The 25,127-nt window shown below is 73.3% G+C and carries 17 protein-coding genes; 9 read left to right on the top strand and 8 right to left on the bottom strand.

Translation table 11 applies throughout. From position 1 onward, the window contains the following. Positions 1 to 2 precede the first annotated feature (2 nt). The 3 genes from ACZ4FH_RS10835 to ACZ4FH_RS10845 all read left to right on the top strand — a co-directional run bounded on the left by ACZ4FH_RS10835 (position 3) and on the right by ACZ4FH_RS10845 (position 4,525). Positions 3 to 890: an ABC transporter permease gene (locus ACZ4FH_RS10835; RefSeq protein ID WP_467303851.1), complete on the top strand. Its 888-nt coding sequence runs from the start codon at positions 3 to 5 to the stop codon at positions 888 to 890. Next, a complete protein-coding gene (locus ACZ4FH_RS10840) occupies positions 887 to 2,746 on the top strand; it encodes an ABC transporter ATP-binding protein (protein WP_467303852.1) in 1,860 nt (619 codons plus the stop codon). The genes ACZ4FH_RS10835 and ACZ4FH_RS10840 overlap by 4 nt, the downstream gene beginning before the upstream one ends. A 114-nt stretch (positions 2,747 to 2,860) precedes the next feature. Next, positions 2,861 to 4,525: an MFS transporter gene (locus ACZ4FH_RS10845; protein ID WP_467303853.1), complete on the top strand. Its 1,665-nt coding sequence runs from the start codon at positions 2,861 to 2,863 to the stop codon at positions 4,523 to 4,525. Here the strand turns inward: ACZ4FH_RS10845 and ACZ4FH_RS10850 are convergent. Further along, positions 4,522 to 6,648, bottom strand: coding sequence for an MMPL family transporter (locus ACZ4FH_RS10850; protein ID WP_467303854.1), 2,127 nt, complete (start codon positions 6,646 to 6,648; stop codon positions 4,522 to 4,524). The genes ACZ4FH_RS10845 and ACZ4FH_RS10850 overlap by 4 nt on opposite strands. Positions 6,649 to 6,860: 212 nt before the next feature. Beyond that, entirely contained in the window at positions 6,861 to 9,152 is a 2,292-nt protein-coding gene (locus ACZ4FH_RS10855; RefSeq protein ID WP_467303855.1) for an exo-beta-d-1,3/1,6-glucosidase, read from the bottom strand. Positions 9,153 to 9,298: 146 nt separating this feature from the next. Here ACZ4FH_RS10855 and ACZ4FH_RS10860 point away from each other — a divergent pair, with 146 nt between their 5' ends. Continuing rightward, the gene (locus ACZ4FH_RS10860) at positions 9,299 to 9,898 is read left to right on the top strand and encodes a TetR/AcrR family transcriptional regulator (RefSeq protein WP_467303856.1); all 600 of its coding nucleotides are present in this window, start codon (positions 9,299 to 9,301) and stop codon (positions 9,896 to 9,898) included. Positions 9,899 to 10,227: 329 nt separating this feature from the next. Then, on the top strand, positions 10,228 to 13,227 hold the full coding sequence (locus tag ACZ4FH_RS10865) for a carbohydrate binding domain-containing protein (RefSeq protein ID WP_467303857.1): 3,000 nt from the start codon (positions 10,228 to 10,230) through the stop codon (positions 13,225 to 13,227). 77 nt (positions 13,228 to 13,304) lie between these two features. On the opposite strand, the gene ACZ4FH_RS10870 is transcribed toward ACZ4FH_RS10865, so the two are convergent. Continuing rightward, positions 13,305 to 14,189, bottom strand: a complete 885-nt coding sequence (locus ACZ4FH_RS10870; protein WP_467304028.1) for a carbohydrate kinase family protein — start codon at positions 14,187 to 14,189, stop codon at positions 13,305 to 13,307. A gap of 226 nt (positions 14,190 to 14,415) precedes the next feature. Here ACZ4FH_RS10870 and ACZ4FH_RS10875 point away from each other — a divergent pair, with 226 nt between their 5' ends. After that, positions 14,416 to 14,874 carry a hypothetical protein gene (locus tag ACZ4FH_RS10875; protein WP_467303858.1) on the top strand — a complete coding sequence of 153 codons (459 nt, stop codon included), beginning with the start codon at positions 14,416 to 14,418 and terminating at the stop codon, positions 14,872 to 14,874. Positions 14,875 to 14,903: 29 nt separating this feature from the next. On the opposite strand, the gene ACZ4FH_RS10880 is transcribed toward ACZ4FH_RS10875, so the two are convergent. Next, positions 14,904 to 16,979: a SpoIIE family protein phosphatase gene (locus ACZ4FH_RS10880; protein ID WP_467303859.1), complete on the bottom strand. Its 2,076-nt coding sequence runs from the start codon at positions 16,977 to 16,979 to the stop codon at positions 14,904 to 14,906. A 282-nt stretch (positions 16,980 to 17,261) separates the two neighbouring features. Between ACZ4FH_RS10880 and ACZ4FH_RS10885 the strand changes: the two genes are divergently transcribed. Beyond that, positions 17,262 to 19,430 carry a discoidin domain-containing protein gene (locus tag ACZ4FH_RS10885; RefSeq protein WP_467303860.1) on the top strand — a complete coding sequence of 723 codons (2,169 nt, stop codon included), beginning with the start codon at positions 17,262 to 17,264 and terminating at the stop codon, positions 19,428 to 19,430. Between the two features lie 91 nt (positions 19,431 to 19,521). Continuing rightward, positions 19,522 to 20,040, top strand: coding sequence for a mycothiol transferase (locus tag ACZ4FH_RS10890; protein ID WP_467303861.1), 519 nt, complete (start codon positions 19,522 to 19,524; stop codon positions 20,038 to 20,040). Here the strand turns inward: ACZ4FH_RS10890 and ACZ4FH_RS10895 are convergent, their stop codons facing one another. Beyond that, complete coding sequence (locus tag ACZ4FH_RS10895) at positions 20,041 to 20,871, bottom strand: AraC family transcriptional regulator (RefSeq protein ID WP_467303862.1); 831 nt, start codon at positions 20,869 to 20,871, stop codon at positions 20,041 to 20,043. It abuts the gene before it with no gap. Positions 20,872 to 20,967: 96 nt separating this feature from the next. Between ACZ4FH_RS10895 and ACZ4FH_RS10900 the strand changes: the two genes are divergently transcribed. Continuing rightward, on the top strand, positions 20,968 to 21,399 hold the full coding sequence (locus tag ACZ4FH_RS10900) for a DUF2000 family protein (protein ID WP_467303863.1): 432 nt from the start codon (positions 20,968 to 20,970) through the stop codon (positions 21,397 to 21,399). Between the two features lie 27 nt (positions 21,400 to 21,426). Here the strand turns inward: ACZ4FH_RS10900 and ACZ4FH_RS10905 are convergent, their stop codons facing one another. The 3 genes from ACZ4FH_RS10905 to ACZ4FH_RS10915 form a co-directional block, all read right to left on the bottom strand. Next, positions 21,427 to 22,461 (bottom strand): polyprenyl synthetase family protein, encoded by a 1,035-nt coding sequence (locus ACZ4FH_RS10905; protein WP_467303864.1) that lies wholly within the window; start codon positions 22,459 to 22,461, stop codon positions 21,427 to 21,429. Then, positions 22,458 to 23,522 carry a tetratricopeptide repeat protein gene (locus tag ACZ4FH_RS10910; RefSeq protein ID WP_467303865.1) on the bottom strand — a complete coding sequence of 355 codons (1,065 nt, stop codon included), beginning with the start codon at positions 23,520 to 23,522 and terminating at the stop codon, positions 22,458 to 22,460. The genes ACZ4FH_RS10905 and ACZ4FH_RS10910 overlap by 4 nt, the downstream gene beginning before the upstream one ends. A gap of 287 nt (positions 23,523 to 23,809) precedes the next feature. Then, on the bottom strand, positions 23,810 to 25,090 hold the full coding sequence (locus ACZ4FH_RS10915) for a phosphoribosyltransferase family protein (RefSeq protein WP_467303866.1): 1,281 nt from the start codon (positions 25,088 to 25,090) through the stop codon (positions 23,810 to 23,812). Between the last annotated feature and the right edge of the window lie 37 nt (positions 25,091 to 25,127).

Below are 25,127 nucleotides of genomic sequence, written 5' to 3' on the forward strand. Positions count from 1 at the left end.
CCATGACCTCCACGACCGCCCCCACCGGACGCCCCGCGTCCCCGGACCCCCGCCCGGCCACCGGCCGGGGCCGCGCCCCCCACCCGTACCGCAGGGCGTTGTCCACCACCCGCGCCCGCACCGGGCTCGTCCTCGTCGGCGCGGTGGTCCTCGCCGGACTGCTCGCCCCCCTCCTCACCGGACACGGGCCCACCGACCAGAGCGGACGGAGCCTCGCGGGGATCGCCGCCCCCGGGCATCCGCTCGGCACCGACGACCTGGGCCGGGACCTGCTCAGCCGGGTCCTGTTCGGCATCCGCGCCGACCTGGGGATCATCGCGCTCGCCGTGCCGCTCGGCGCCGCCCTCGGCTGCCTCTTCGCCCTCGCGGCCGCCGCGCACCCGGCCGTCGACACCGCCGTCCAACGGGTCTTCGACCTGCTCCTCGCCTTCCCCGGACTGATTCTCGCCCTCGCCGTCACCGCGATCCTCGGCCCCGGGCGCACCCCCGTGATCCTGGTCGTCGCGCTGGCCGAGATCCCGGTCTTCGGCCGGCTGCTGCGGACCGGGATCCTCGCCCAGCGCGAGCGGGAGTACGTCACCGCCGCCCGCGTCGGGGGCACGTCGGCCCGCCGGGTGCTCGTCCGGCACATCCTGCCCAACGCCGTCGACCCCCTCGTCGTCCAGATCGCCGTCTCCCTGACCGTCGCCGTCTTCATCGAGGGCGCCATGAGTTTCCTCGGCGTCGGCGTGCGCCCGCCGGAACCCACCCTGGGATCCGTGCTCGGCCAGTCCATGCCCTATCTCGCCCAGGCACCCCACTTCGCCGCCGGACCCCTGATCACCGTGACCGCACTCGTCCTCGGCCTCTCGCTCGTCGCCGAGGCGCTCAACCGGGAGATACGCCGATGACCGCGCACCCCCTGCTCCGGGTCCACGACCTCGGTGTCGACTTCACCGCCCCGGACGGCTCCGCGCTGCACGCCGTACGCGGGGTCTCCTTCACCCTGGAACGGGGCGAGACCCTGGCCGTCGTCGGCGAGTCCGGCTCCGGGAAGTCCACCACCGCCCTCGCCCTCAACCGGATGCTCCCCGGCACCGGCCGCATCACCACCGGCACCGTGCACCTGGACGGCCAGGACCTCACCGCCGCCACCGAACCGGAGCTGCGCGCCGTGCGCGGCGCCCGGATCGGCATGGTCTTCCAGGACCCCATGACGGCACTGAACCCCGTCCTGACCGCCGGGGCCCACATCGAGGAGGTGCTGCGCGCCCACGGCCACCACGACCGGGCCGCACGCCGCGCCCACGCCGTCGACCTGCTGGGCCGGGTCGGCATCCCCGAACCCCGCCGGCGCGCCGCCGACCACCCGCACCGGTTCTCCGGCGGACAACGCCAGCGCATCCTCATCGCCATGGCCCTCGCCGGGGAGCCCGACGTCCTGCTCGCCGACGAACCCACCACCGCGCTCGACGCCACCGTCCAGGACCGGATCCTCACCCTGCTCGGCGACCTCAACCGGGAGACCGGCACCGCACTCGTCCTCATCACGCACAACATGGGCGTCGTCGCCCGCTCCTGCGCCCGCGTCCTCGTCATGTACGGCGGCACGGTCGTCGAGGACGGCCCCACCGCGCAGGTCCTCACCCGCCCCCGCCACCCGTACACCGCCGGACTCCTCGCCGCCGTGCCCCGGCTCTCCACCCCGTCCGGGACCCGGCTCACCGGCATTCCGGGGAGCCCGCCCGACCTCGCCCTCCTCGGACCCGGCTGCGCCTTCGCCGACCGCTGCGCCCTCGTCGAGGACCGCTGCCGTACGGCGGCGCCGCCGCTCGCCCCGGCCGGTGACGGGGTGGGCGTCGCCTGCCCGCCCGCCGTCCGGCGCGCCGGACCGCTGCCAGCCCCGGCCCCGCCCGCGCCGCTCCGCCGGCCCGCGCCCGGCGCCGTCGTCCTGGAGGCGGAGGGACTGCGCAAGACGTACCGGGGACGCGGCATCGGCCGGTCCCCCGCCCCCGCGCTCGACGGCGTGTCCCTCACGCTCGCGGCGGGGGAGACCCTGGGCATCGTGGGCGAGTCGGGCTCCGGCAAGTCCACCCTGGCCCGGATCCTCGCCCACGCCCACCGCGCGGACGCCGGCACGCTCCGGCTGCGCGGCCAGGACATCACCCGGCCCTCGCGGCGCACCCTGCACACCGTGCGCCGCCAGGTCCAGATGGTGTTCCAGGACCCGTACGCCTCGCTCAACCCCCGGATGACCGTCGGCGAGATCGTGGCGGAGCCCCTGATCGCCTTCGGCCTCGGCGACCGCGCGGCACGGGCCGCCCGCGTCGCGGACCTGCTGTGCCTGGCCGGTCTCGACCCCGAGGCCGCCGGCCGCCACCCGCGCGCCTTCTCCGGCGGACAGCGCCAGCGCGTCGGCATCGCCCGCGCCCTGGCCCCCGGACCCTCGGTCCTCGTCTGCGACGAACCCGTCTCCGCCCTCGACGTCTCCGTCCAGGCCCAGATCGTCGGTCTGCTCACCGACCTCCAGCGCGATCTGGGCCTCGCCCTGGTCTTCATCGCCCACGACCTGGCCGTCGTCCGCCAGGTCAGCCACCGCATCGCGGTCATGCACCGGGGCCGGATCGTGGAGACGGGCCCCGCCGACGAGATCTGCGACCACCCCCGGGACCCGTACACCCGGACCCTGCTGGCGGCGGCCCCGGACCCCGTACCGGTGCCGCACCGCGAGCGCGCGGCGGACCGCAGGACGGGGGTGCCGGCCTGACGACACGCCCTGGTCCGGCCCGGCGTCGCCCGAATGGCGGGTGGCCCCGGGCGGGGCTAACGTCGGGGGAGTGAACGGTCGCGTTCACCGACGGCCCGAGCGCCACACAGTCCTATGACGGGTTCCCACGCCACATCCCCGCACGCTGCCCGACCCCCGAAGACGGGGCACGGCAGCGGGATCGCGCTACTCGTCATCTGCTCGTGCCAGTTGATGGTGGTCCTCGACATCACCATCGTGAACATCGCCCTTCCCCACATCCAGACCGCCCTGGGCTTCTCCACGGAGAACCTGTCCTGGGTGGTCAACGCGTACACGCTGACCTTCGGCGGACTGCTCCTGCTGGGCGGCCGGCTGGGCGACATCCTGGGGCGGCGCCGGGTCTTCATGTTCGGCGTCTCGCTCTTCGTGCTCGCCTCGCTGCTCGGCGGACTCTCCCAGGAGTCCTGGCAACTGCTCGCCGCCCGCTCCCTCCAGGGCGTCGGCGGCGCCATCGCCTCGCCCACGGCCCTGTCGCTGATCACCACGACCTTCCGCGAAGGCCCCGAACGCAACAGGGCGTTCGGGGTGTTCGCCGCCGTGTCGGCGGGCGGCAGCGCCATCGGGCTGCTGGCGGGCGGGGTGCTGGTGGAATGGCTCGACTGGCGGTGGATCTTCTTCGTCAACGTGCCCATCGGCATCCTCATCGTCCTCGCCACACGCCGCTACATCCGGGAGTCGGAACGCCACCCCGGACACTTCGACCTGCTCGGCGCCCTCACGGCCACCGTCGGCATGGTCGCGCTGGTCTACGGCTTCATCCGCGCCTCCGAGGAGGGCTGGAGCGACACCCTCACCCTCGTCGCCTTCGCGGCGGCCGTGGTCCTGCTCGTCTCGTTCGTCGTGATCGAGAACCGGTCCCGGCAGCCGATCACCCCGCTGTGGATGTTCCGCGACCGCAACCGCGCCGGTACGTACGGCATGATGCTCAGCCTGGCCGCCGCGATGTTCGGGATGTTCTTCTTCCTCACCCTGTTCGTGCAGAACATCCTCGGCTTCAGCCCGCTGCGCACCGGGCTCGCCTTCCTGCCCGTCAGCGTCGTCGTCGCGATCGGCGCCGGCTTCACCTCCCGGCTGCTGCCGAAACTGGGCCCGAAACCCTTCATGGTGACCGGGGCGGTCCTCGCCGCGGCGGGGCTGGCGTGGCTGACGCAGACGGATGTGCACAGTACGTATCTGGGCAGCCTGCTCGGACCGGTGCTGGTCTTCGGCCTCGGCATGGGCCTCCAGTTCGTGTCGCTGACGCTGATGGCCGTCTCCGGGGTGCAGCCCAAGGAGGCGGGTGCGGCCTCCGGCATCCTCAACACCACCCAGCAGGTCGGCGGCTCGCTCGGCCTCTCCATCCTGGTCACCGTCTTCGGCACGGCCAGCCGCAACGAGGCCCATGACCAGGTCCCGAAGTTCCTCGCCCAGGCGAACCCCGCCGAGATCGCGCAGTTCCGCCGCACCGGGCAGCTGCCGCCCCCGTGGGGCGAGCAGGTCCTCGCCGCCGGGGTCTCCCGCGCCTTCGTCGCCGCCGCGCTCTTCGCCCTGGCCGCCGCGCTCATCGCCCTGCTCGTCATCCAGGTGCGCCCCTCGGACCTGGCCCGGCTGCGCGGCGGGGCGACGGTGCCCGGCGCGGACACGTCCGTCGAGATCCCGGCGTCCGGAACGACCGGACCCTCCGGCACCGCCGGGGACGACCCCGGCACGGGGAAGCCGGGCTCCGGCGGGGGAGAGCGGGACGGGCCAGGGGCCTAACGTCCGCCGGACCCCGCCCGCTCGCGCGCCAGGCGGCTCGGCCACCACACCTTCGCCCCGATGTCGAGGAAGAGCGAGGTGACCAGCACCGACCGGACGACGAAGGTGTCGATCAGCACGCCGAGCGCCACCGCGAACCCGATCTCCGAGAAGACCACGACCGGCAGCGTGCCGAGCGCGGCGAAGGTGCCGGCGAGGACGAGCCCCGCCGAGGTGATGACCGCGCCCGTCGTCGCGAGTCCCGCCACCACCCCGGCCCGGGTGCCCCGGTGGACCGCCTCCTCCCGGATCCGTGTCGTGAGGAAGATGTTGTAGTCGATGCCCAGCGCCACCAGGAACACGAAGACGAAGAGCGGGAAGTCCGTGGACTCGGCCGGGTAGTCGAAGACATGACGGAAGGCCAGGGCGCTGATCCCGAGGGCCGCCGCGAACGACAGCACCACCGTCGCCACCAGCACCAGCGGCGCCACCACGGCCCGCAGCAGCACGGCGAGGACGATCAGGACGACCAGCAGCACCAGCGGGATGATCAGCCGGTTGTCGTGCCGCGTCGCCGCGTCCATGTCCACCGAGGCCGCGGTCGTCCCGCCCACCAGGGCGTCCGCCCCCGGCACCGCGTGCACCACGTCGCGGACCCGCTCCACCGTCCGCTTCGCCGCGTCGCTGTCGGCCGGGTCCGTCATCGTCGCCTCCAGGATGACCCGGCCGCCGGCCTCGGGCCGGGCCCCGGGCGGCGTGCCCACCGAGGCGGGCACCACTCCGGGCGTCGCGGCCACCGCCGCCTTCACCGCCGCCCCGCGCTCCGCGGCGGCGACGACGACCAGCGGGTCACCGCTGCCGCCCGGGAAGTAGCGGTCCAGGACCTTCTGACCGGTGATCGAGTCCGGTGTGCCGGTGAACGATTCGGCGTTGCTCAGCCCCGAGGCGTTCAGCTGCGCCAGACCCGCCGAGCACGCGGCCAGCACCACCGCCGTGACGATCCAGACGGTACGCGGCCGGTGCGCCAGCCGCTCGCCCGTGCGGGCCCAGATGCCGTGCTCGGTCGGCTCGGCCGAGCCGAAGTGCGGGACGACCGGCCAGAACACCCACCGGCCGAAGATCACCAGCAGGGCGGGCAGCAGCGTCAGCATGGCGATCAGCGCGACCGCCACCCCGATCGCGGCCACCGGCCCCAGCCCCCGGGTCGAGTTCATCTCCGCGACCAGCAGCACCAGCATGCTCAGCACCACCGTGGACCCGCTCGCCAGGATCGCGGGCCCGGCCCGGTGCAGCGCGCGGGTCATCGCCTCGTGCCGGTCCTCGTGCCGGCGCAGCTCCTCCCGGTAGCGGGCCACGAGCAGCAGCGCGTAGTCCGTGCCCGCCCCGAACACCAGCACCGTGAGGATGCCCGCGCTCTGCCCGTTCACCGTCAGACCCGCGTGCGCGGCCAGCAGATAGATCAGGGCCTGCGCGCTGAAGAGCGCGACCACCACCGCGAGCACCGGCAGCAGGAGGAGGGTGGGGCTGCGGTAGGTGATCAGCAGCATGACGACGACCACCGCCAGCGCGGCGAGCAGCAGCGTCGAGTCGATCCCGGAGAAGGCGTCGGCGGAGTCCGCCGTGACCCCGGCCGGACCCGTGACGTGCACGGACAGACCGCCGCCGCTCGTCCCCACGGTGTCGCGGATCGAGCCGACCGCCGAACCGATCCGCTCCCAGCCCTGCGTCCCCATCGTGATCGGGACGAAGACCTGCGCCGCCGACGGCGCCGACGCCCGGTCGTACACCGGGCCCCTGGTCTGCGCCCCGAGCACCCCGTGGTCGCGCAGCGTGTGCAGGGCGGCGGTGTCCTCGGTGATCCGGGCGCGGTCGGCGGGGGTCAGTCCGCCGTCGCGCGCGTACACCACGACGGCCGTGATGATCTCGGGCCGGAACTCCTCGGACTCGTCCAGCACCCGGGTGGACTCCGCGCTGGCCGGCAGCCACGATCCGGCGTCGTTGTCCTCCGCGCCGGTGAGCTTCTGCGCCAGGGGCCCGGAGACCACCAGGACGATCAGCCACAGGGCGAGCACGACCCACTTGGCGCGGCGCCCGCAGACGAGGCGGCCCACCCCCGGCGCTCGGCGCTGCTCCAGGTCCGGCATGCCACTCCCCGTACGTCATGAGGGGTGGCGTCGTCATCGGGGGTGACCGGGACGCCCGGGGCGCGGGCGCGCACAGCGCCGCTGCCGCAACGTCACCCGCTCGCAGGTTCCGTGCCGGAGACAGTAGGCGGCGGGGCGCGGAGCGCCCCCGCGACATGCCGCCCGGTACCGGCCGGGCCCCGGTTCGGACCAGGGCCCGGCCGGCCGGGGGCTCAGCCCTTGACGGTGAACCCGGCCCGCAGCAGCGCCGCCTCGCGCGACGAGGGTCCGACGAGCAGTTCGAACGCGCCGGGCTCCACGATCCGCCGCCCCCCGGCGTCCACCAGGCTGCACGCGGAGACCGGCAGTTCGAGGTCGACGACCCGCGACTCGCCCGGCTCCAGCGCCACCTGGCGGTAGGCCTTGAGCTCCTTCTCGGCCCAGGTCACGGAGGTGACGGTGTCGCTCACGTACATCTGCACCGTCTCCAGCGCCGGGCGCCCGCCCGTGTTGGCGACCGTGACGCGGGCCCGCAGGGTGTCGCCCGCGCCCACCACCCCGGTCAGCACCTCCAGATCCGTGTACGCCACCGTGGTGTAGCTCAGGCCCTCGCCGAAGACGAACGCCGGGCTCTGCGTCAGATCGGCGTACCGGGTGCCGTGCTGGCCGCGCACCTGGTTGTAGTACGTCGGCTGCTGGCCGGCGTGCCGGGCGAAGGAGATCGGCAGCCGTCCGGTCGGCTCCACGAGTCCGAGCGCGAGTTCGGCGATCGCGCGACCGCCGAGCATGCCGGGGTTGAAGGCGTGCACGATCGCCGCGGCGCGGTGCGCGGACGGCGGCAGCACCAGCGGCTTGGAGCTGATGACCACGACCACGAGCGGGGTCCCGGTCTCCACCAGCGCGTCCAGCAGCGCGACCTGACCGCCGATCAGCTCCAGGGTCGCCGTCGAGCGGCCCTCGCCGATCAGCTCGATGCGGTCGCCCACCACCGCGACGGCGTAGTCCGCCGCCCCGGCCGCCGCCACGGCCTCGGCGATCATCGCCGCGTCGGGCTCCGCCGGGACGACGATCTCCGGACGGGGCTGCCCGTCGGGGAAGAACGCGCCCTCCGGGTCCGGGCCGACGGTCAGGATGTCGGCGCCCCGGGCGTGCGTCACGGTCCAGCCGTCCGGCACGTGCTCGCGGAAACCGTCCAGCACCGTGCGGATCATCCCGCGCGGCTGGCCCTCGGGCAGCCAGTCCGCCTGGCCGGACGAGCCCGCCCAGTCGCCGAGCTGCGTCTGCGCGTCGTCGGCGTTCGGCCCGATGACGGCGACCGTACGGGGAGCGCTCCCGCCGTCCGCGAGGGCCCGCCCGTCCGGACCGGCCGTGAGCCCGCCGGCCAGCGGCAGCGTGCCGTCGTTCGTCAGCAGGACCAGGGAGCGGCGCGCCGCCTCCAGGTTCAGCGCGGCGTGCTCGCCGCTGCCGATGACCGCCGCCTGCCGCTCCCGGTCGGGACGGCGCGGATTCTCGAACAGGCCCAGTTCGAACTTGAGCGTGAGGATGCGCCGGACCGCGGCGTCGACGTCCGCCTCGTCGAGCGTGCCCCCGGCGACGGCCTCCTGCGCGCCCTCGAAGAAGCCGGGCGTCGTCATCACCATGTCGTTGCCCGCCCGGACCGCGGCGGCGGCGGCCTGCGCGTGGTCGGCGTACACATGCTGCTCCCACACCATGCGGCCGACGTTGTCCCAGTCCGTCACCAGCGTGCCGGTGTAGCCCCACTCACCGCGCAGCACCTCGTTGAGCAGCCAGTCGTTGACCGTGACCGGGACGCCGTCCATCGACTGGTAGCCGAGCATGAACGTGCGGCAGCCCTCGCGGGCGACCCGCTCGAAGGGCGGCAGGAACCAGGAGCGCAGCTTGCGCCGCGAGATGTCCGCCTCGCTGGCGTCCCGGCCGCCCTGGGTCTCCGAGTACCCGGCGAAGTGCTTGGCGCAGGCCAGGATCGCGGTCGGGTCGTCGAGACCGTCGCCCTGGTAGCCGCGCACCATCGCCGAGGCCAGCTCGCCGATCAGGAACGGGTCCTCGCCGAAGGTCTCGCTGACCCGGCCCCAGCGCAGGTCGCGGGTGATGCACAGCACCGGCGAGAACGTCCAGTGGACACCGGTGGCCGCGACCTCGACGGCCGTCGCCCGCGCGATGCGCTCCACGAGCTCCGGGTCCCAGCTCGCGGCCATGCCCAGCTGCGTCGGGTAGATGGTGGCCCCCTCCCAGAAGGAGTGGCCGTGGATGCAGTCCTCGGCGACCAGCAGCGGGATCCGCAGCCGGGTGCGCTCGGTGAGGGCGGCCGCCTCCAGGACCCGCTCGGGGGAGGCGTGGAGGATCGATCCCGCGTGCATGTCCTCGATGAGGTGCCGCACCCCGTCCTTCGCGTTCAGCTGGAGCATCTGACCGACCTTCTCGGGCAGAGTCATCCGGCCGACGAGGTCGGCGACGCGCTCCGGCACGGACAGCGCGGGGTCGAGATACGGCAGGGAGGAGCCCACAGGAGTTCCTTTCACAGATCGGCGGGACGGCACGGTGCGGCGTCGGCCGCGGGCCCTACCGTACGCTGAATCCCGACCGAGTGGTAAGTATGTGAGGATGCGACTGTACGCAGGTTGCCGTCCGACACGACCGGGGAGGCTGGCGAGTGACGGGTGAGGCGCGTCGCGGCTATGCGAAGGGCCGCGCCAAGCGGGTGGAGATTCTTGACCAGGCCATGACCTTGTTCGGCGAGTCCGGGTACCGGGGCACCTCGCTGCGGGTCATCGCGAACCGCTGCGGGATCTCCCACCCCGGGCTGCTGCACCACTTCCCCACGAAGGGCTCCCTGCTCCTCGCCGTGCTCGAACACCGCGACGAGGTCGACGAACAGTGGCTCGCCGAGGGCCGGCCCAGGGGCGTGGACCGGCTGCGCCGGATGATCGGCCTCGCCGCCCTCAACTCCGAACGCCGCGGCATCGTCGAGCTGTACTCCGTCCTCGCCGCCGAGGCCACGTCCGCCGACCACCCCGCCCACACCTACTTCGTCGAGCGCTACCGCAACTCCGTCCTGACCACCGGCACGTCCTACACGCAGGCCCGCGACGAGGGCGCCCTGCGGGAGGACATCGACCCCGGCGAGGCCGGACAGCAGCTGATCGCCCTCATGGACGGCCTCCAGACCCAGTGGCTCCTCAGCGACGGCGCGACCGACATGGCGGGGGTGCTGCGCGCCCATGTGCAGGCGCAGTTGACGGTGCGGCTGTGAGGTTCCCCGCGCGGGGCGGGGACCCGGCGGCCGGATCCCGCTGACCGCGCGTCCGGCTTGTCGGCCGGGCAGCGAATCGGAGTAGCTGACTCCGCTTGAGGAGAGCGCGGCGGAGGGCTCCGCGCCTCTTTACGGCCTTGTCATGTGCCGGTAACTTCCCTGCTGCAAGAGATTGCAGCAACATTCCGGTTGGTCTTCCAGTCGGAATGGCCCCCTTCGCACGGACCTTGAGGCGCGTCAGGGTTTCCGGCGGGAGGCGCGGTTTCCCGATTCCCGCGCCCCGGACGCCACGGCTTCGCCGTCGCCGTGGCCCTGCCCTGGAGACACCGATGAGACGCACCCCTCACAGGCTGCCGAGACGCCCCCTGGCGGCAGCCACGGCCGCGGCGGCGGTACTCGCCCTGTTCACCGCCCTGCCCGAACCGGCCGAACTCGACGCGCAGCCCGTCGCCTCCGCCGAGAACTCCGCGACCGTCTTCTACTACACGAAGACGCGGAACTGGTCCGCGTACAACCTGCACTACGCCCCCGACGGCGGCTCCTGGACCACGGTCCCCGGCGTCGCGATGCGGGCCGCCTGTACCGACTGGGTGAAGCTGACCGTGCCGCTGGGCGCCGCCGAGGGGCTCCAGGCGACCTTCAACAGCGGCTCGGGCGTCTGGGACAACAACAACGGCAAGAACTACGCGCTGGGCACCGGCACCCTCACCGTCAAGGACGGCGTCGTGGCCCACAGCGACCCGTGCGCGGACGGCACCGGGCCCGACCCGAGCCCCAGCCCCTCCGAAGGCGGCAACACCGCCTCGGTGTACTACTCGACGGCCACCACCGGCTGGACCACCACGAACCTCCATTACCAGCCGGCCGGCGGCTCCTGGACCGCTGTGCCGGGCGTCGGCATGGAAGCGGCCTGCACCGGCTGGGTCAGGAAGACCGTCGACCTCGGCACCGCGACCTCCATGAAGGCCGCCTTCAACAACGGCAACGGCGTCTGGGACAACAACAACGGCGGCGACTACACCATCCCCGCCGGTCTGAGCACCGTGAAGGACCGCACGGTCGTCAAGGACGCCGCCGACCCCTGCGTCGCCGAACCCCCGGACACCGAGGCGCCCACCGCGCCCACCGGAGCGAGCGCCAAGGCCGACGGCGTCGCGGTCGTGCTGACCTGGGAACCCTCCACGGACAACAAGAAGGTGACCGGATACCAGGTCACCCGGACCGGCGGGACGAAGGGCAGCGTCGTCACCGACGTCACCTCCACCGTGCTCTCCGAGTCGAACCTGGAGGAGAACACCGCCTACACGTACACCGTCAAGGCGGTCGACGCGGCCGGCAACACCTCCGCCGCCTCCGCCCCCGCCTCGGCGACCACGGGGGAGAAGCCCCCGGCCGCGGCCCAGGGCAAGCCGCTCGGGGGCGACCCGCGCAAGGACCCGATCTACTTCGTCCTGACCGCCCGCTTCAACGACGGCGACTCCGGCAACAACCGCGGCGGCAGCCAGGACGTCAAGTCCGGCAACGCGGCCAACAACGACCCCATGTTCCGCGGTGACTTCAAGGGGCTCGTCAAGAAGCTCGACTACGTCAAGGCGCTCGGCTTCTCGGCCATCTGGATCACCCCGGTCGTCCTCAACCGCTCCGACTACGACTACCACGGCTACCACGGATACGACTTCTACAAGGTCGATCCCCGCCTGGAGTCCGCCGGAGCCTCGTACCAGGACCTCATCAACGCCGCCCACGCCAAGGGCATCAAGATCTACCAGGACGTCGTCTACAACCACTCCTCGCGCTGGGGCGCCAAGGGCCTCTACACCCCGACCGTCTACGGCGTCCGCGACGCGCAGTGGAGCTGGTACTACGACGAGAAGAACGAGGGCTTCGAGTACGACGGACTGACCGTCGACCCCAAGACCGGAAAGTCCTACTACAACGGCGACCTGTGGTCCACGGCCGAACCCGCCGGGAACACCTGCCTCAACTGGGGCAAGCCGACCGGCGGCAAGTCCGCCGAGGGCTACACCATCTACAACTGCCAGTGGCCCAACCCCACCTCGGGCATGTTCCCCAAGGCGTACTACCACACGTGCTGGCTGGGCAACTGGGAGGGCGAGGACTCCCGTTCCTGCTGGCTCCACGAGGACCTGGCCGACTTCAACACCGAGTCCGCACCCGTCCAGAACTACCTGATCGGCGCCTACAACAAGTACATCGACATGGGCGTCGACGGCTTCCGCGTCGACACGGCCGTGCACATCCCGCGCACCACCTGGAACCGCCGCTTCCTGCCCGCGATCCAGGAGCGCGTGACCCAGCAGTTCGGCGCCGACGCGGCCAGGAACTTCCTCGTCTTCGGTGAGGTCGGCGCCTTCGTCAACGACAAGTGGAACCGCGGCTCGGTCAACCACTCCGCGCAGTTCTTCACCTGGAAGGAACGCAAGGAGTACGACGCCGACGACGCCAAGGCCGCCCTCCAGATGTACGACTACGAGGAGCAGCTCGGGACCGGCGCCCAGCCCACGTCCACCAACGCCTTCCTCGACGGGAACACCTACCACACCCCCGACCACAGCCAGTTCTCCGGCATGAACATCATCGACATGCGCATGCACATGAACTTCGGTGACGCCACGAACGCCTACAACAACGGCAAGGACTCCGACGACTCCACCAACGACGCCACCTACAACGTCGTCTACGTCGACAGCCACGACTACGGCCCCAACAAGAGCAGCGAACGCTACGCGGGCGGCACCGACGCCTGGGCCGAGAACATGTCCCTGATGTGGACCTTCCGCGGCATCCCGACCCTCTACTACGGATCGGAGATCGAGTTCCAGGCCGGCAAGAAGATCGACTGCGGCCCCACCTGCCCGCTGGCCACCACCGGCCGCGCCTACTACGGCGACCACCTGGCGGGCGACGTCACGGCCTCCGACTTCTCCGAGGTCGGCTCCGCCACCGGAGAGGTCGCCACGACCCTGGCCAAGCCCCTGGTCAAGCACGTCCAGCGGCTCAACGAGATCCGCCGGGCCGTCCCCGCCCTCCAGATGGGCCAGTACTCCACCGAGGGCATCACCGGCCAGATGGCGTTCAAGCGCCGCTACACCAGCGGGACGACCGACAGCTTCGCCCTGGTCACCGTCACCGGAGGTGCCTCGTACACCGGCATCCCCAACGGCACCTACAAGGACGCCGTCACCGGTGACACACAGGTCGTCACCGACGGAAAGCTGACCGTCGCCGCCCCCGGCAAGGGCAACCTGCGCGTCTACGTGCTGAACGGTCCCGGAAAGATCGGGACGGCGGGTCCCTACCTCAAGTAACCGCCCCCCACGGCCGAGCGCCCCGGCGGACCGGAACTTCTCCGGCCCGCCGGGGCGCTCGCGCGCGACCGGAGCGGTTACGCCCCGGGCTCCGCCGCCAGCAGCGCCTCCCGGCCGATCATCGCGGTGGACCCGGGCGCCGTGCACGCGAAGGCCCCCGCCACCGCGCCCAGCCGCGCCGACCCCAGCGCGTCCCGGCCGTTCAGCCGCCCGTACAGGAAGCCGGTGACGAACGCGTCCCCCGCCCCGTTGCTGTCCACCACCGGCGCCGGCGGCGCCGTCGCCGGCACGTGCACCGGATCGGGTCCGCCCTCCCGGGTGAGGACGTACGAGCCCTCCGCGCCCGCCGTGGCCACGACCGTGGAGGCCCGGCCCCCGGCCAGGATCTCCCGCATCACCGAGGGCGTGCGCGTGCCCGTCGCCGCCGCGCTGAAGAACACCAGGTCCGAGCGGAGCGCGAACTCCCGCTGGTGCTCGGCCCGTCCGTCCCAGTCGTGCAGATCCGTGGAGACCGGGATGCCCAGCGCCTCGATGTCGTCGTACAGGAACCGCGTGAAGTGCATGATCGACAGATGGACGTGACGGGCCCGCCGCAGCCGGGGGAGATAGAACTCCCGGGGCATCCGCAGATCCTCCGGGTCACGGGCGTCGTAGAACGACATCCGCCGCCCCGTCGCGTCCACCAGATTCACCGCACGCCGGGTCCCGGCCGCCGAGATCAGCGGATGGAACTCCACCCCGCCCCCGGCCAGCCGCTCCCGCACCTGCGCCCCGGTCCAGTCGTCGCCGATGCAGTCGAGCAGAGCCGTCCCCAGCCCCAGCGCGCGGGCACCGAGCGCCACATTGCCGCCGGTGTGGCCGGGCCACTCCTCGATCGGGCCGACCATCACCGAATCGGCGAGCGGGACCGGCAGGGCGTCGACGCGGACGATCGTGTCCACCCCGCTGCCGCCGACCACCAAGACGTCGTATTCCGTTTGTTGTTGGACCACCGTGCCGCCTCTCCGTACCCGCCACCGCCAGTATCGCCGACGGGCGGCACGGTGATCACGCGCGGCCCGGGGCGGACCGCCCGGCGGGGGAGCCGCCCCGCGGGGCCCCGCACCGGCCGCGCTCCTCGCGCGCCCCGGGGCCCCGCTGACTATGCTCGCGACCGGGGGCCGACGACCGGAACCATGGAGGCACCCCATGCCGTTGCCCGAAGCCCGCGACATCCCGCCGCGCCTCGCCACCGGGGCGTTCATCGTCAACTCCGGCCTCGGCAAGCTCAAGGCCGACGCGGAGACCGCCCAGGGGCTCCACGGAATGGCGTGCACGGCCTACCCGTTCCTGGAGAGGATCGAGGCGGAACGCTTCACCCGGCTGCTCGCCTGGTCCGAGATCGCCGTCGGCGGCAGCCTGCTCCTGCCGTTCGTGCCGACCCGGCTCGCCGGCCTCGCCCTGACCGGGTTCTCCGGCGGACTGCTCGGGCTGTACCTGCGGGTCCCCGGAATGCGCGAGAGCGGCAGCCTGCGCCCCACCCAGGCGGGCACCGCCCTGGCCAAGGACTCCTGGATGTTCGGCATCGGCCTGGGCTTCCTCGGCGCGGGCCCGCGCCGGGCGGCGGCCCGTCACTGCCACCGCCACCGCGGCTGCCGGCACCACTGACGCCCGCACCGGTGCCCCGGCCGGGCCCCTCACTCCCGTACGCGCGCCATCAGCAGCGCCACGTCGTCGGAGCCCGCCGGATCGCGCAGGGCCGCCAGCAGACGGTCGCAGGAGACCTCCAGCGAGGGATCGGGGTCGCCCAGCAGATCCAGCAGCGCCGCCAGCCGGCTGTCGATGTCGTCGTCGCGGGTCTCGACCAGACCGTCCGTGTACAGCACCAGCCGGTCACCGGGGCCCAGCGCCACCGTCACATCGCTGAACTCCACCCCGCCCACGCCCAGCGGCGCCCCGGCCGGCAGCGTCAGCAGCCGCGGCGGGGCACCGCGAGGGATCAGCACCGGCGGGAGATGACCGGCCGTGCCCAGCCGGCAGGTGTGCGCCTCCGGGTCGTACACGGCGTAGACACAGGTGGCGAAGCCCGGGTCGAGGTCCGCCGTGATCTCGTCCAGATGACCCAGCACCTCGGCGGGCGGCAGACTCAGCCGGGACAGCGTCTGCGTGGCGGTGCGCAGCCGGCCCATCGTGGTCGCCGCGTGGATCCCGCTGCCCATCACATCGCCCACCACCAGGGCCGTCCGGTCGCCCCGCAGCCCGATGACGTCGAACCAGTCCCCGCCGACCTCGTACCGCGAGGCGGCGGGCTCGTAGCGGGAGGCGACCTCCATGCCGACGGGATCGTGATGGTGCCGCGGCAGCATGCTGCGCTGGAGGGTCAGCGCGGTCTCCTGCTGCCGTCGGTACAGCCGCGCGTTGTCGATGCTGACCGCCGCCCGCGCCGCCAGCTCCGTGGCCAGCACCTCGTCGTCCTCGGTGAACGGCAGCGGATTGTCCGTCCGGAGGAAGTCGATCACGCCCAGCACCTCACCCCGGGCGATCAGCGGAACGGCCAGGTAGGAGTGCGCGCCCGCTGCCGCGAGCACGCGCGCCGACTGCTCGTCGGAGGCGATCCGGGAGAGCAGCTCGGCGTCCAGACGCGGCTCCCGCACGGGCCGCCCGGTGCGGACGCACCGGGCGGCGAGCCGGTCCTCGTCGTAGCGGACGGTGACCCCGAGCGCGTCCGCGGCGTGCACGGCCGGGGTGGGGCGGGCGGACAGCACGGCCAGCGGGCGGACGAAGAGGGGGCCGTCCGGCTCCCCGGGGCGGCCCCTCAGCACGCGCTCCAGGACGTCGACCGCGGCGAGGTCGGCGAGGACGGGGACGGTGACCTGCGCCAGCTCCCTGGCCGTGCGCTCCAGCTCCAGCGTCGTCCCGATGCGCACCGAGGCGTCGGCGATCAGCGCCAGCCGGCGCCGGGCCCGCTCCGCCTCGGCGGCGGCCCGGTTGCGGTCGGTCACGTCGATCACCGAGACGGCCACGCCGAGGACCCGCCCGCCGGAGTCCTCCAGCCGGTACAACGACACCGACCAGGCCCGTTCGGTGTCCGGATCGGCCACGGTCCGGCCCGTCACCTCGCGGGCGACCTGCGGCACCCCCGTCGTCAGGACCTCCCGCAGCTCGGATTCGACGGCGTGGGGGTCCAGGAAGGGCAGGACCTCGTCCACCCGGCGGCCCAGCAGCGCGGTCGCGTCGAGCCCGCTCATCCGCTCCAGCGCCGGATTGGCGGCCAGACACCGCAGATCGCGGCCGAGGACGGCCAGACCGATCGGCGACTGCTCGACCAGCCGCACGAAGAGCGCGAGATCGCGCTCGATCTGCTGGAGGGTGTCCCCGTCGGCGGCCAGCCCGAGCGCGTAGTAGCCGCCGCGGTCGTTCTGCAGCCGCATGTTGCGGAACTCCAGCAGCCGCGAGGAGCCGTCCTTGTGCCGGATGGGGAAGACCCCCGCCCACACCTCGCCGCTGTTCATCACCTGCGAGAACAGCGTCAGCACCAGCTCGAAGTGGGCCTCGTCCACCAGGATCCGGGCGGCGTACCGGCCCAGCGCCTCCTGCGCCGTGTAGCCGAACAACTGCTCCGCGCGCGGGCTCCAGAGCACGATGCGGCCCTGCGGATCCAGGGCCAGCGCCGCCACCCCGAGCACATCCATCAGACCGTCGTCGGGGGAGCGGCGCAGGCCCTCGCGGCGCGCCGTGCCCCAGCCCGTCCGGATGTCCTCTGTGCCGCCCACGGCCCGATCCTTCCCATGCCGCCACCCGCCGCCCGGACCCACGTCCGCCGCCCTCCATGGTCGCCCCGAAGCCGTCCGGTCCGCAGCTCCGGGGGAGCCGGTCCGGGCTGTTTCGCACCGCCGGGCGGCGTGCGCCGTCCGGAATGCGGGGCTTCCGGGACCGGCGGAAACCGGAACCGTCACGATCGTTGACAGGTGAACGGGTACCCGTCACTCTCCTGGGAGAGCGCTCTCCCATCCGGTTCGGGACACCGGTCCCCCACTCCTCTGCCAGGAGAGAATGTGCACAGAGCCAGCGCAGTGCTGCCCGCGCGACCACGTCCGGGCACGCTGCTCATCACCCTTCTCGCCCTTCTGGCGTCGTCGCTCGTGATGCTGACGTCACCCCCCGCCCGCGCCGCCGAGACCCTGCTCTCCCAGGGCCGGCCCGCCACCGACTCGTCCCACGAGGGCGCCGGACTCACCGCCGCGGCCGCGGTGGACGGCGACCCCGGCACCCGCTGGGCCAGCGAGTGGAGCGATCCGCAGTGGATCCAGGTGGATCTGGGCGCCACCGCCGACCTCGGCCGGGTGGTGCTGAACTGGGAGTCCGCCTACGGCAAGGCGTACGAGATCCAGGCCTCCGACAACGGCTCCGACTGGCGCACCCTGAAGACCGTCACCGACGGCGACGGCGGAACCGACGATCTGGCCGTCACCGGCTCCGGCCGGTACGTCCGGATGTACGGCACCGCCCGCCCCGGCGGATACGGCTACTCCCTCTGGGAGTTCCAGGTGTACGGCACCTCCGGCTCCACGCCCCCGGCGACCGGCGGAGCCGTCCGCGTCACCGGCTCGCAGGGCGACTGGCAGCTGACCGTCGACGGAAAGCCGTACCAGGTCAAGGGGTTGACCTGGGGCCCGTCCGTCAACGACGCGACGCGCTATCTGCCCGATCTGAAGGCGATGGGCGTCAACACCATCCGTACCTGGGGCACCGACGGCACCTCCAAGCCGCTGCTCGACGCGGCGGCGGCCAACGGCATCCGGGTGGTCAGCGGCTTCTGGCTCCAGCCGGGCGGCGGGCCGGGCAGCGGCGGCTGCGTCGACTACGTGACGGACGAGGCGTACAAGTCCTCCTCGCTCACCGAGTTCGCCAAATGGGTCGAGACCTACAGGAGCCACCCCGGCGTGCTGATGTGGAACGTCGGCAACGAGTCGGTGCTCGGACTGCAGAACTGCTACAGCGGCGACGCGCTGGAGAAGCAGCGCGACGCGTACACCACCTTCGTCAACGATGTGGCCAAGCGCATCCACAGCATCGACCCCGACCACCCCGTCACCTCGACCGACGCCTGGACGGGCGCCTGGCCGTACTACAAGCGCAACGCCCCCGACCTCGACCTCTACTCCGTCAACTCCTACGGCGACATCTGCGCGGTGCGCGGCACCTGGGAGGCCGGCGGCTACACCAAGCCGTATCTGATCACCGAGGGCGGGCCCGCCGGTGAGTGGGAGGTCCCCGACGACGCCAACGGGGTCCCGGACGAGCCCACCGACGTACAGAAGGCCGAGGGGTACACCAAGGCCTGGAACTGCGTCACGGCCCACCGGGGCGTCGCGCTCGGCGCCACCCTCTTCCACTACGGCACCGAGCACGACTTCGGCGGCGTCTGGTTCAACCTCGTGCCGGACGGGAAGAAGCGGCTCTCCTACTACGCGCTGAAGAAGGCGTACAGCGGCTCCACCGCCGGCGACAACACCCCGCCGGTCATCACCGGCATGACCGTCCAGAACGCCGGAGGCACCCCCGCCGGAAGGGAGTTCACCGTCGGCGCGGACATCCGCGATCCCGACAACGACGCGCTGACGTACAAGATCTATCTCAGCGGCAACTACGCCACCGGCGACAAGGGACTCGTGGAGGCCGCCTGGCGGTCCACCGGCAACGGCACGTTCGCGGTCACCGCGCCCGAGCGGCTCGGGGTGTGGAAGGTCTACATCCAGGCCGAGGACGGCCACGGCAACGCGGGCATCGAGACCAAGTCCGTCAAGGTCGTGGTCCCGCCCGTCACCGGCACCGATCTGGCGCAGGGCCGTCCCACCACCGCCGGCTCCGAACAGGCCGGCAGCAGCGGCTGCCCCTGCACGGCGGCGATGGCCACCGACGGCCGGCTCGACACCCGCTGGGCGAGCGACTGGAGCGACCCGCAGTGGATCCAGGTCGACCTCGGTGAGCGGAAGTCCTTCCGCCACATCCAGCTCGTCTGGGACCCGGCCTACGCCAAGGCGTACGAGGTGCTGGTCTCCGACGACGGTGCCAACTGGCGCTCGGTGTACACCACGACGAGCGGCAACGGCGACGCCGACGACCTCGACATCGCACAGACCGCCCGCTACGTGAAGCTCAACCTCACACAGCGCGGCACCGCCTGGGGCTACTCCCTCTGGCAGTTCGGGATCTACAGCTGAACGACCGCGCCGGCGGGGCCCTTTCCCCGCCGGCGCCGTCCGGCGCGTGTCGGTGGCCGGAGCCGGAGCCGGAAGCGGCCAGGGTGAGGGAATGAATGTCGCAGACCTCCTCGCCGAGGGATACAGCCGCATCCGGGAGACCGTCCACGAGGCCGTCGAGGGCCTCGGCCCCGACGACCTCCGCACCCGCCTCGACGACGGGGCCAATTCCATCGCCTGGCTCGTCTGGCATCTGAGCCGGGTCCAGGACGACCACATCGCCGACGCCGCCGGAACCGAGCAGGTCTGGTTCACCGGCGACTGGGTCTCCCGCTTCCGCCTCCCCTTCGCCGCCGAGGCCACCGGCTACGGCCAGAACAGCCACGAGGTCGACGCCCTCGGCTCGGCATCGGAGGAGCTGCTCCTCGGCTACTACGACGCCGTGCACGAACGGACCTCCGAGTTCCTGCGGGGACTGGACGGCCGGGCGCTGGACCGGATCGTCGACGAGTCCTGGACCCCGGCCGTCACCCTCGGCGTACGGCTGGTCAGCGTGCTCTCGGACGACCTCCAGCACGCCGGTCAGGCGGCCTTCGTCCGGGGCTGTCTGGAGCGCCGCGCGCCCCGCTGATCAGGTCCGGGCCGTACGGCGGGGCCGGCCGGCCCCGCCACCGGTGTGGGCGTAGTGCCCCGGAGCCGTGCCCACGACGCGCTTGAAGTGGCGGGTCAGATGCGACTGGTCGTAGAACCCGGCCGCACCCGCCACCTCCGCCACCGGCATGCCCCCGAGCAGCAGCCCGCGGGCGAGATCGACCCGGCGCCCGGTCACGTACTGGTGCGGCGCCATCCCGAACTCCCGGCCGAACGCCCGTACCAGATGCGTGTGATGGGCCCCGAGCCGTGCCGCCGCCTCCTGGAGCCCGATCCCCGTCACGAACCGCTCGTCGAGCAGATCCCGCAGCCGGTGGGCGACCCGGGGGTCGTGGACGGGGGCGACCGGGCCGGTGCGGCCGCGCAGATGCCCCTCCAGCCGTTCGGAGACCAGCGCGAGACGGCTCGCGGCCTCCAGTTCGTCGCCGGGCCCGGCGAGCGCGGAGTGCAGGGAGTCGATCCGGCGGCGCAGCAGCGGGTCGTTCAGCACCGGCCGGTCCACGGCGGTGCCGATCAGCGCGTCGTCGACCTGGCCCGCGTCCAGGTACAGCACCCGCTTGCGGAAACCGGCGGCCGTGGCGGCGTTGCCGTTGTGCGGGACGTGCGGCGGCAGCAGGGACACCGTGTCGGTGAGTGCCCCGTGCTCGTGGCGGTCCAGGTCGTAGCGGACCATGCCCTCGTCCAGGATCAGCAGCGTCCAGGCGTCGTGCGTGTGCATCGGGTAGGCGTGGTCCGTGAAGTGGGCGTGGAACACCTCCGCGATGCCCGCCACACGCGGACGCCACGCGGTGATGTCGGGACGGCCTGCCATGCGCCCGATCGTACGTCCGGCCCGCCGGCCGGTCGTGGGGCGCCGTGCAAACTTCGTACAAGACGCCCCGGCCCGTCGCCCGGCAGGCTCGGGGCCATGACAGACGCAACCGCCCCCGTCCGCTTCGACACCAAGATCGCCGTGCTGCTCCGGGACGACCTGGAGACCTGGCAGCGGCTGAACGTGACCGCCTTCCTGGTCAGCGGCATCGGCACCGCCGTCCCCGAGGTGGTCGGGGAGCCCTACGCCGACGCCGACGACACCCCCTACCTGCCGATGTTCCGCCAGCCGGTCATGGTCTTCGAGGGCTCCAAGGAACAGCTCACCACGGCCCACACCCGCGCGGTCGGGCGCGGGGTGGCGCTCGCGGTGTTCACCTCCGACCTCTTCGCGACCGGCAACGACCGCGACAACCGGGCCGCCGTCCGCGCGGTGCGCCGCGACGGGCTCGACCTGGTCGGGCTCGCCGTGCACGGCCCCCGCAACGCCGTGGACAAGATCCTCAAGGGCGCCTCGATGCACCCCTGATCCGGTGCGGGGGCCGCGCGGACCGGCTCAGCCGGTCCGGGAGGCGGCGTACGCCAGCAGCGACAGCAGCTCCGCGAGGGGTTCCGGGGCGAGCGCGGCACTCTCCAGACAGGCGCGGGCGCTCTCCAGCTGCCGGGCGGCCTCCGCCGCCGCGGCCTCGCGTCCCCCGGCCTCCTCGATCAGCCCGGCCGCCCGCCGGGCCGCCCCGTCGTCCGGCACGTCCCCGGAGCGCAGCAGCGCGCCGAGCCGCCCGGCGGCGGGGCCGCCGTCCGCGAGGGCGACGAGCACCGGGTACGTCTTCTTGCCCCGGCGCAGATCGCTGTGGACCGGCTTGCCCGTGACCTCGGGATCGCCCCAGATCCCGAGCATGTCGTCCACGACCTGGAACGCCACCCCGAGATGGCGCCCCGCCGCCGTCAGCGCGTCGGTCCGCGACCGCCCCGCGCCCCCGAGCACCGCGCCGAGCCCGGCGGCGCAGCCCAGCAGCGCCCCCGTCTTCCGCTCGGCCATCAGCCGGTACTCGTGCGGCTCCACCGCATCGGGCCCGGTCCAGGGCCGCCCCTCGAAGAGCAGGTCGTCGGCCTGGCCGCGCACCAGGTCGTCCAGGGCCGCCGCCAGCAGCCGGACGGCCGCGGGGCCCGCGCTGCCCGGTGTCCGGGCCAGAATGCGCACGGCCAGCGCGAACAGGGCGTCCCCCGCGAGGACGGCGGGTCCCGTCCCGTACGCCTTCCACGCCGTCGCACGCTGCCGGCGGGTCTCGTCGCCGTCCATGATGTCGTCGTGCAGCAGGGAGAAGGTGTGGATCAGCTCCACGGCGACCGCTCCGGCCACCGCCTCCCGGGCGGGCGCGCCGACGGCCTCGGCCCCGAGCACGGCGAGCGCCTGCCGGACCCCCTTGCCCTGCCCGCCGCCGTTCCCGTCCCAGCCGAAGGAGTACGCGGTGATCTCCGCGTGCCACGGATGCAGCTCCCGCACCGCCCGGCCGAGGGCGGGCCGGACGAGGTCGCGGCAGCGGGCGAGGATCCGGGGCGCGTCGCTCCGGCGGACGGGGGAGGGCGTCATCGGCGGTCCTCCGCCGGGACCGCGGCGTCCCCGGCCGGCCGGACATCCAGTTCGGCGTAGGCCCGGTCGACCATCTCCCGGGCGTTGAGGAGCCCGATCCGGTCCAGGGTGCCGCGCAGCCCGTCCAGATCGGCGGCGGTCGCGGCCCGGTCCCGGCCCAGCCGGGCGAGGGTCTTGACCAGCCCGAGCCGGGCGAGCGCCGTCCCGCGCGGCTCCTGCATCTCCCGGAACTCCTCCAGCGCCCGCGCGTACACCTCCCGCGCCTCCTCGTACCGCCCGGCGCGGTAGAGGACATTGCCCCGCATCTTGTGGTTGTAGGCCAGGGCGCTCGACAGGTTCATCGCGCGGCAGACGGTCTCGGCCTCGGACAGCAGGGCGAGCGCGCGTCCGGTGTCGCCGTCCCGTACGGAGACGATGTCGGCCATGCCCCGCAGCGCCCAGGCGCGGCCGCGCCGGTCGTCGGCCTCGCCGGCCAGCACGGCCGCCTCCTCGAACATCTCCAGCGCGGTGTCGAAGGAGCCGGTGTTGCGGTGGATCTGGGCGATGCCCTCCAGGGCCCACACGGTGTGCCGGGCCTCGCCCCGGGCCCGCGCCTCGGCGAGGAGCTGCTCGTGCAGGGCGGCGACCGTCGCGTAGTCGCCCTGGATGCGTCCGGTCTCCGCGAGCCCGGCGAGCGAGTAGCCGCGCGCCACGACGTCCCCGCCCTCCTTGCCGAGCCGGGCGGCCAGTTCCAGCAGCCGTAAGGCGAGGCGCAGACGTCCGCACTGCCGGGCGAGGGTCCCGCCGCTCCACAGCGCCCAGGCACGGGCGCCCGTGTCGCCCGCGGTGCGCGCGGCCCGGTAACTGGCCTTCCAGGCCCGGTCGGCCTCGCCCACCTGACCCAGCCTGCGGTGCGCCTCGGCGACGGCGAGCCCGGCGCGGGCGACCTCCTGGGCGGATCCGGCGCGTTCGGCCTCCGCCAGATGGCGCCGCCCCTCGGCCAGCACATCGGTGAGCGAGGCGTTCACGGACATCCTGGTCAGGGCGCCCTGGTACTCGGGTGCCCTTGCTCTGCTCTGCATGGAGGCCTTTCGTGCGAGACGGGGCGATGCGCACTATGCGCCGGATGTATACATGACGTGTATACGTGGAGTGCATAGTGTGAGGCGGTGCTGCCCCGTGCGCTGAGGTGTGGGTGGACGAGAGTGCTCGGGCGGGGTGCCGCCCTGATGTGGATCAAGACGCGGGACGCGCGTGAGGGGTTGCCTCGCACCGGAACGAAGTCCCGGACGACGGGAGCGGCGGCGGTTGCGGCCCCGGCGGATTCCGCCGCGAACGCGCTTGCCGCGCAAGGGAGTCGGACGCGGCGTCAGCCGCCGGGCGAGGTCAGGTGCGTGGTGAACCAGTCGCCGGCCAGTGCGGCGACCCGGTCCAGGGCGCCCGGCTCCTCGAAGAGATGGGTGGCCCCGGGGACGACCTCCAGCCGGTTCTCGCAGCGCAGTTCGGCCTGGGCGCGCCGGTTCAGGTCCAGCACCCGGCCGTCCGCGCCGCCCACCACGAGCAGGGTCGGGGCCCGTACGTCCGCGAGCACCGGCCCCGCGAGGTCGGGGCGGCCGCCCCGGGAGACGACGGCGCCGATCCCCGCGCCGGGCTCGGCGGCGGCCCGCAACGCGGCGGCCGCCCCGGTGCTCGCCCCGAAGAGGCCGACGGAGGCCGGGGAGCGCTGCCGCACCCAGGCGACGGTGTCCACCAGCCGCCCGGCCAGGGTCGCGATGTCGAAGACATGGGCCCGGCCCCCGTCCTCGGCGCCGGTCAGCAGGTCGAGGAGCAGCGTGCCGAGACCCGCCCGGTTCAGCGCCGCCGCCACGGCCCGGTTGCGGGGGCTGTGGCGGCTGCTGCCCGAGCCGTGGGCGAACACGACGAGCGCATGGCCGTCCCCGGCACGCGTCAGCTCACCGGGGAGCACGACGCCGCCGGCCTCCACCTCGACCTCGGCCCCGATGCCCGGCGGCTCCGGGGCCGTGGCCCGTGCCAGCAGCGCCACGACCTCCTCGTCCGGGGTCTGCCCGAAGTCGCGGTACCACTCGCCGACCGCCGCGAACCCCGCCGGTTCGTCCAGGCAGACCAGTTCGTCGACCGTTCCGCGCAGCCGCCGCGCCGCGTCCGGGGCGGCCACCGGCACGGCCAGCACCACACGCCGGGCGCCCGCACCGCGCACCACGTCGCACGCGGCGAGCGCCGTCGCGCCGGTCGCCACGCCGTCGTCGACCACGACGGCCGTGCGTCCGGCCAGCGGGACGCGGGGCCGATCGCCGCGGAACGCCCGTGCGCGGCGCAGCAGTTCGTCCTCCTCGGCCCTTTCGACCTCGGTCATCCGCGCGGGCGTCACCCCGGCCCGGCGCACGATGTCCTCGCTGATCACCCGGACCCCGCCCTCCCCGAGGGCGCCGAAGGCCACTTCGGGACGGGAGGGGACGCCGAGCTTGCGCACCACGATCACATCGAGGGGGGCGCCCAGCACCCGGGCGACCTCGAAGGCCACGGGAACGCCGCCGCGCGGCAGCCCCAGGACGACGGGGTTCTCGGCGGCCAGCGGGCGGAGGGCTTCGGCGAGGCGCCGGCCCGCGTCGGCGCGGTCGGTGAAGAGCACGGGGTGTCACCCCCACGGTCGGGGAGGCGGAGACGGC

The sequence above is a fragment of the Streptomyces sp. NPDC024555 genome, assembly GCF_055559335.1.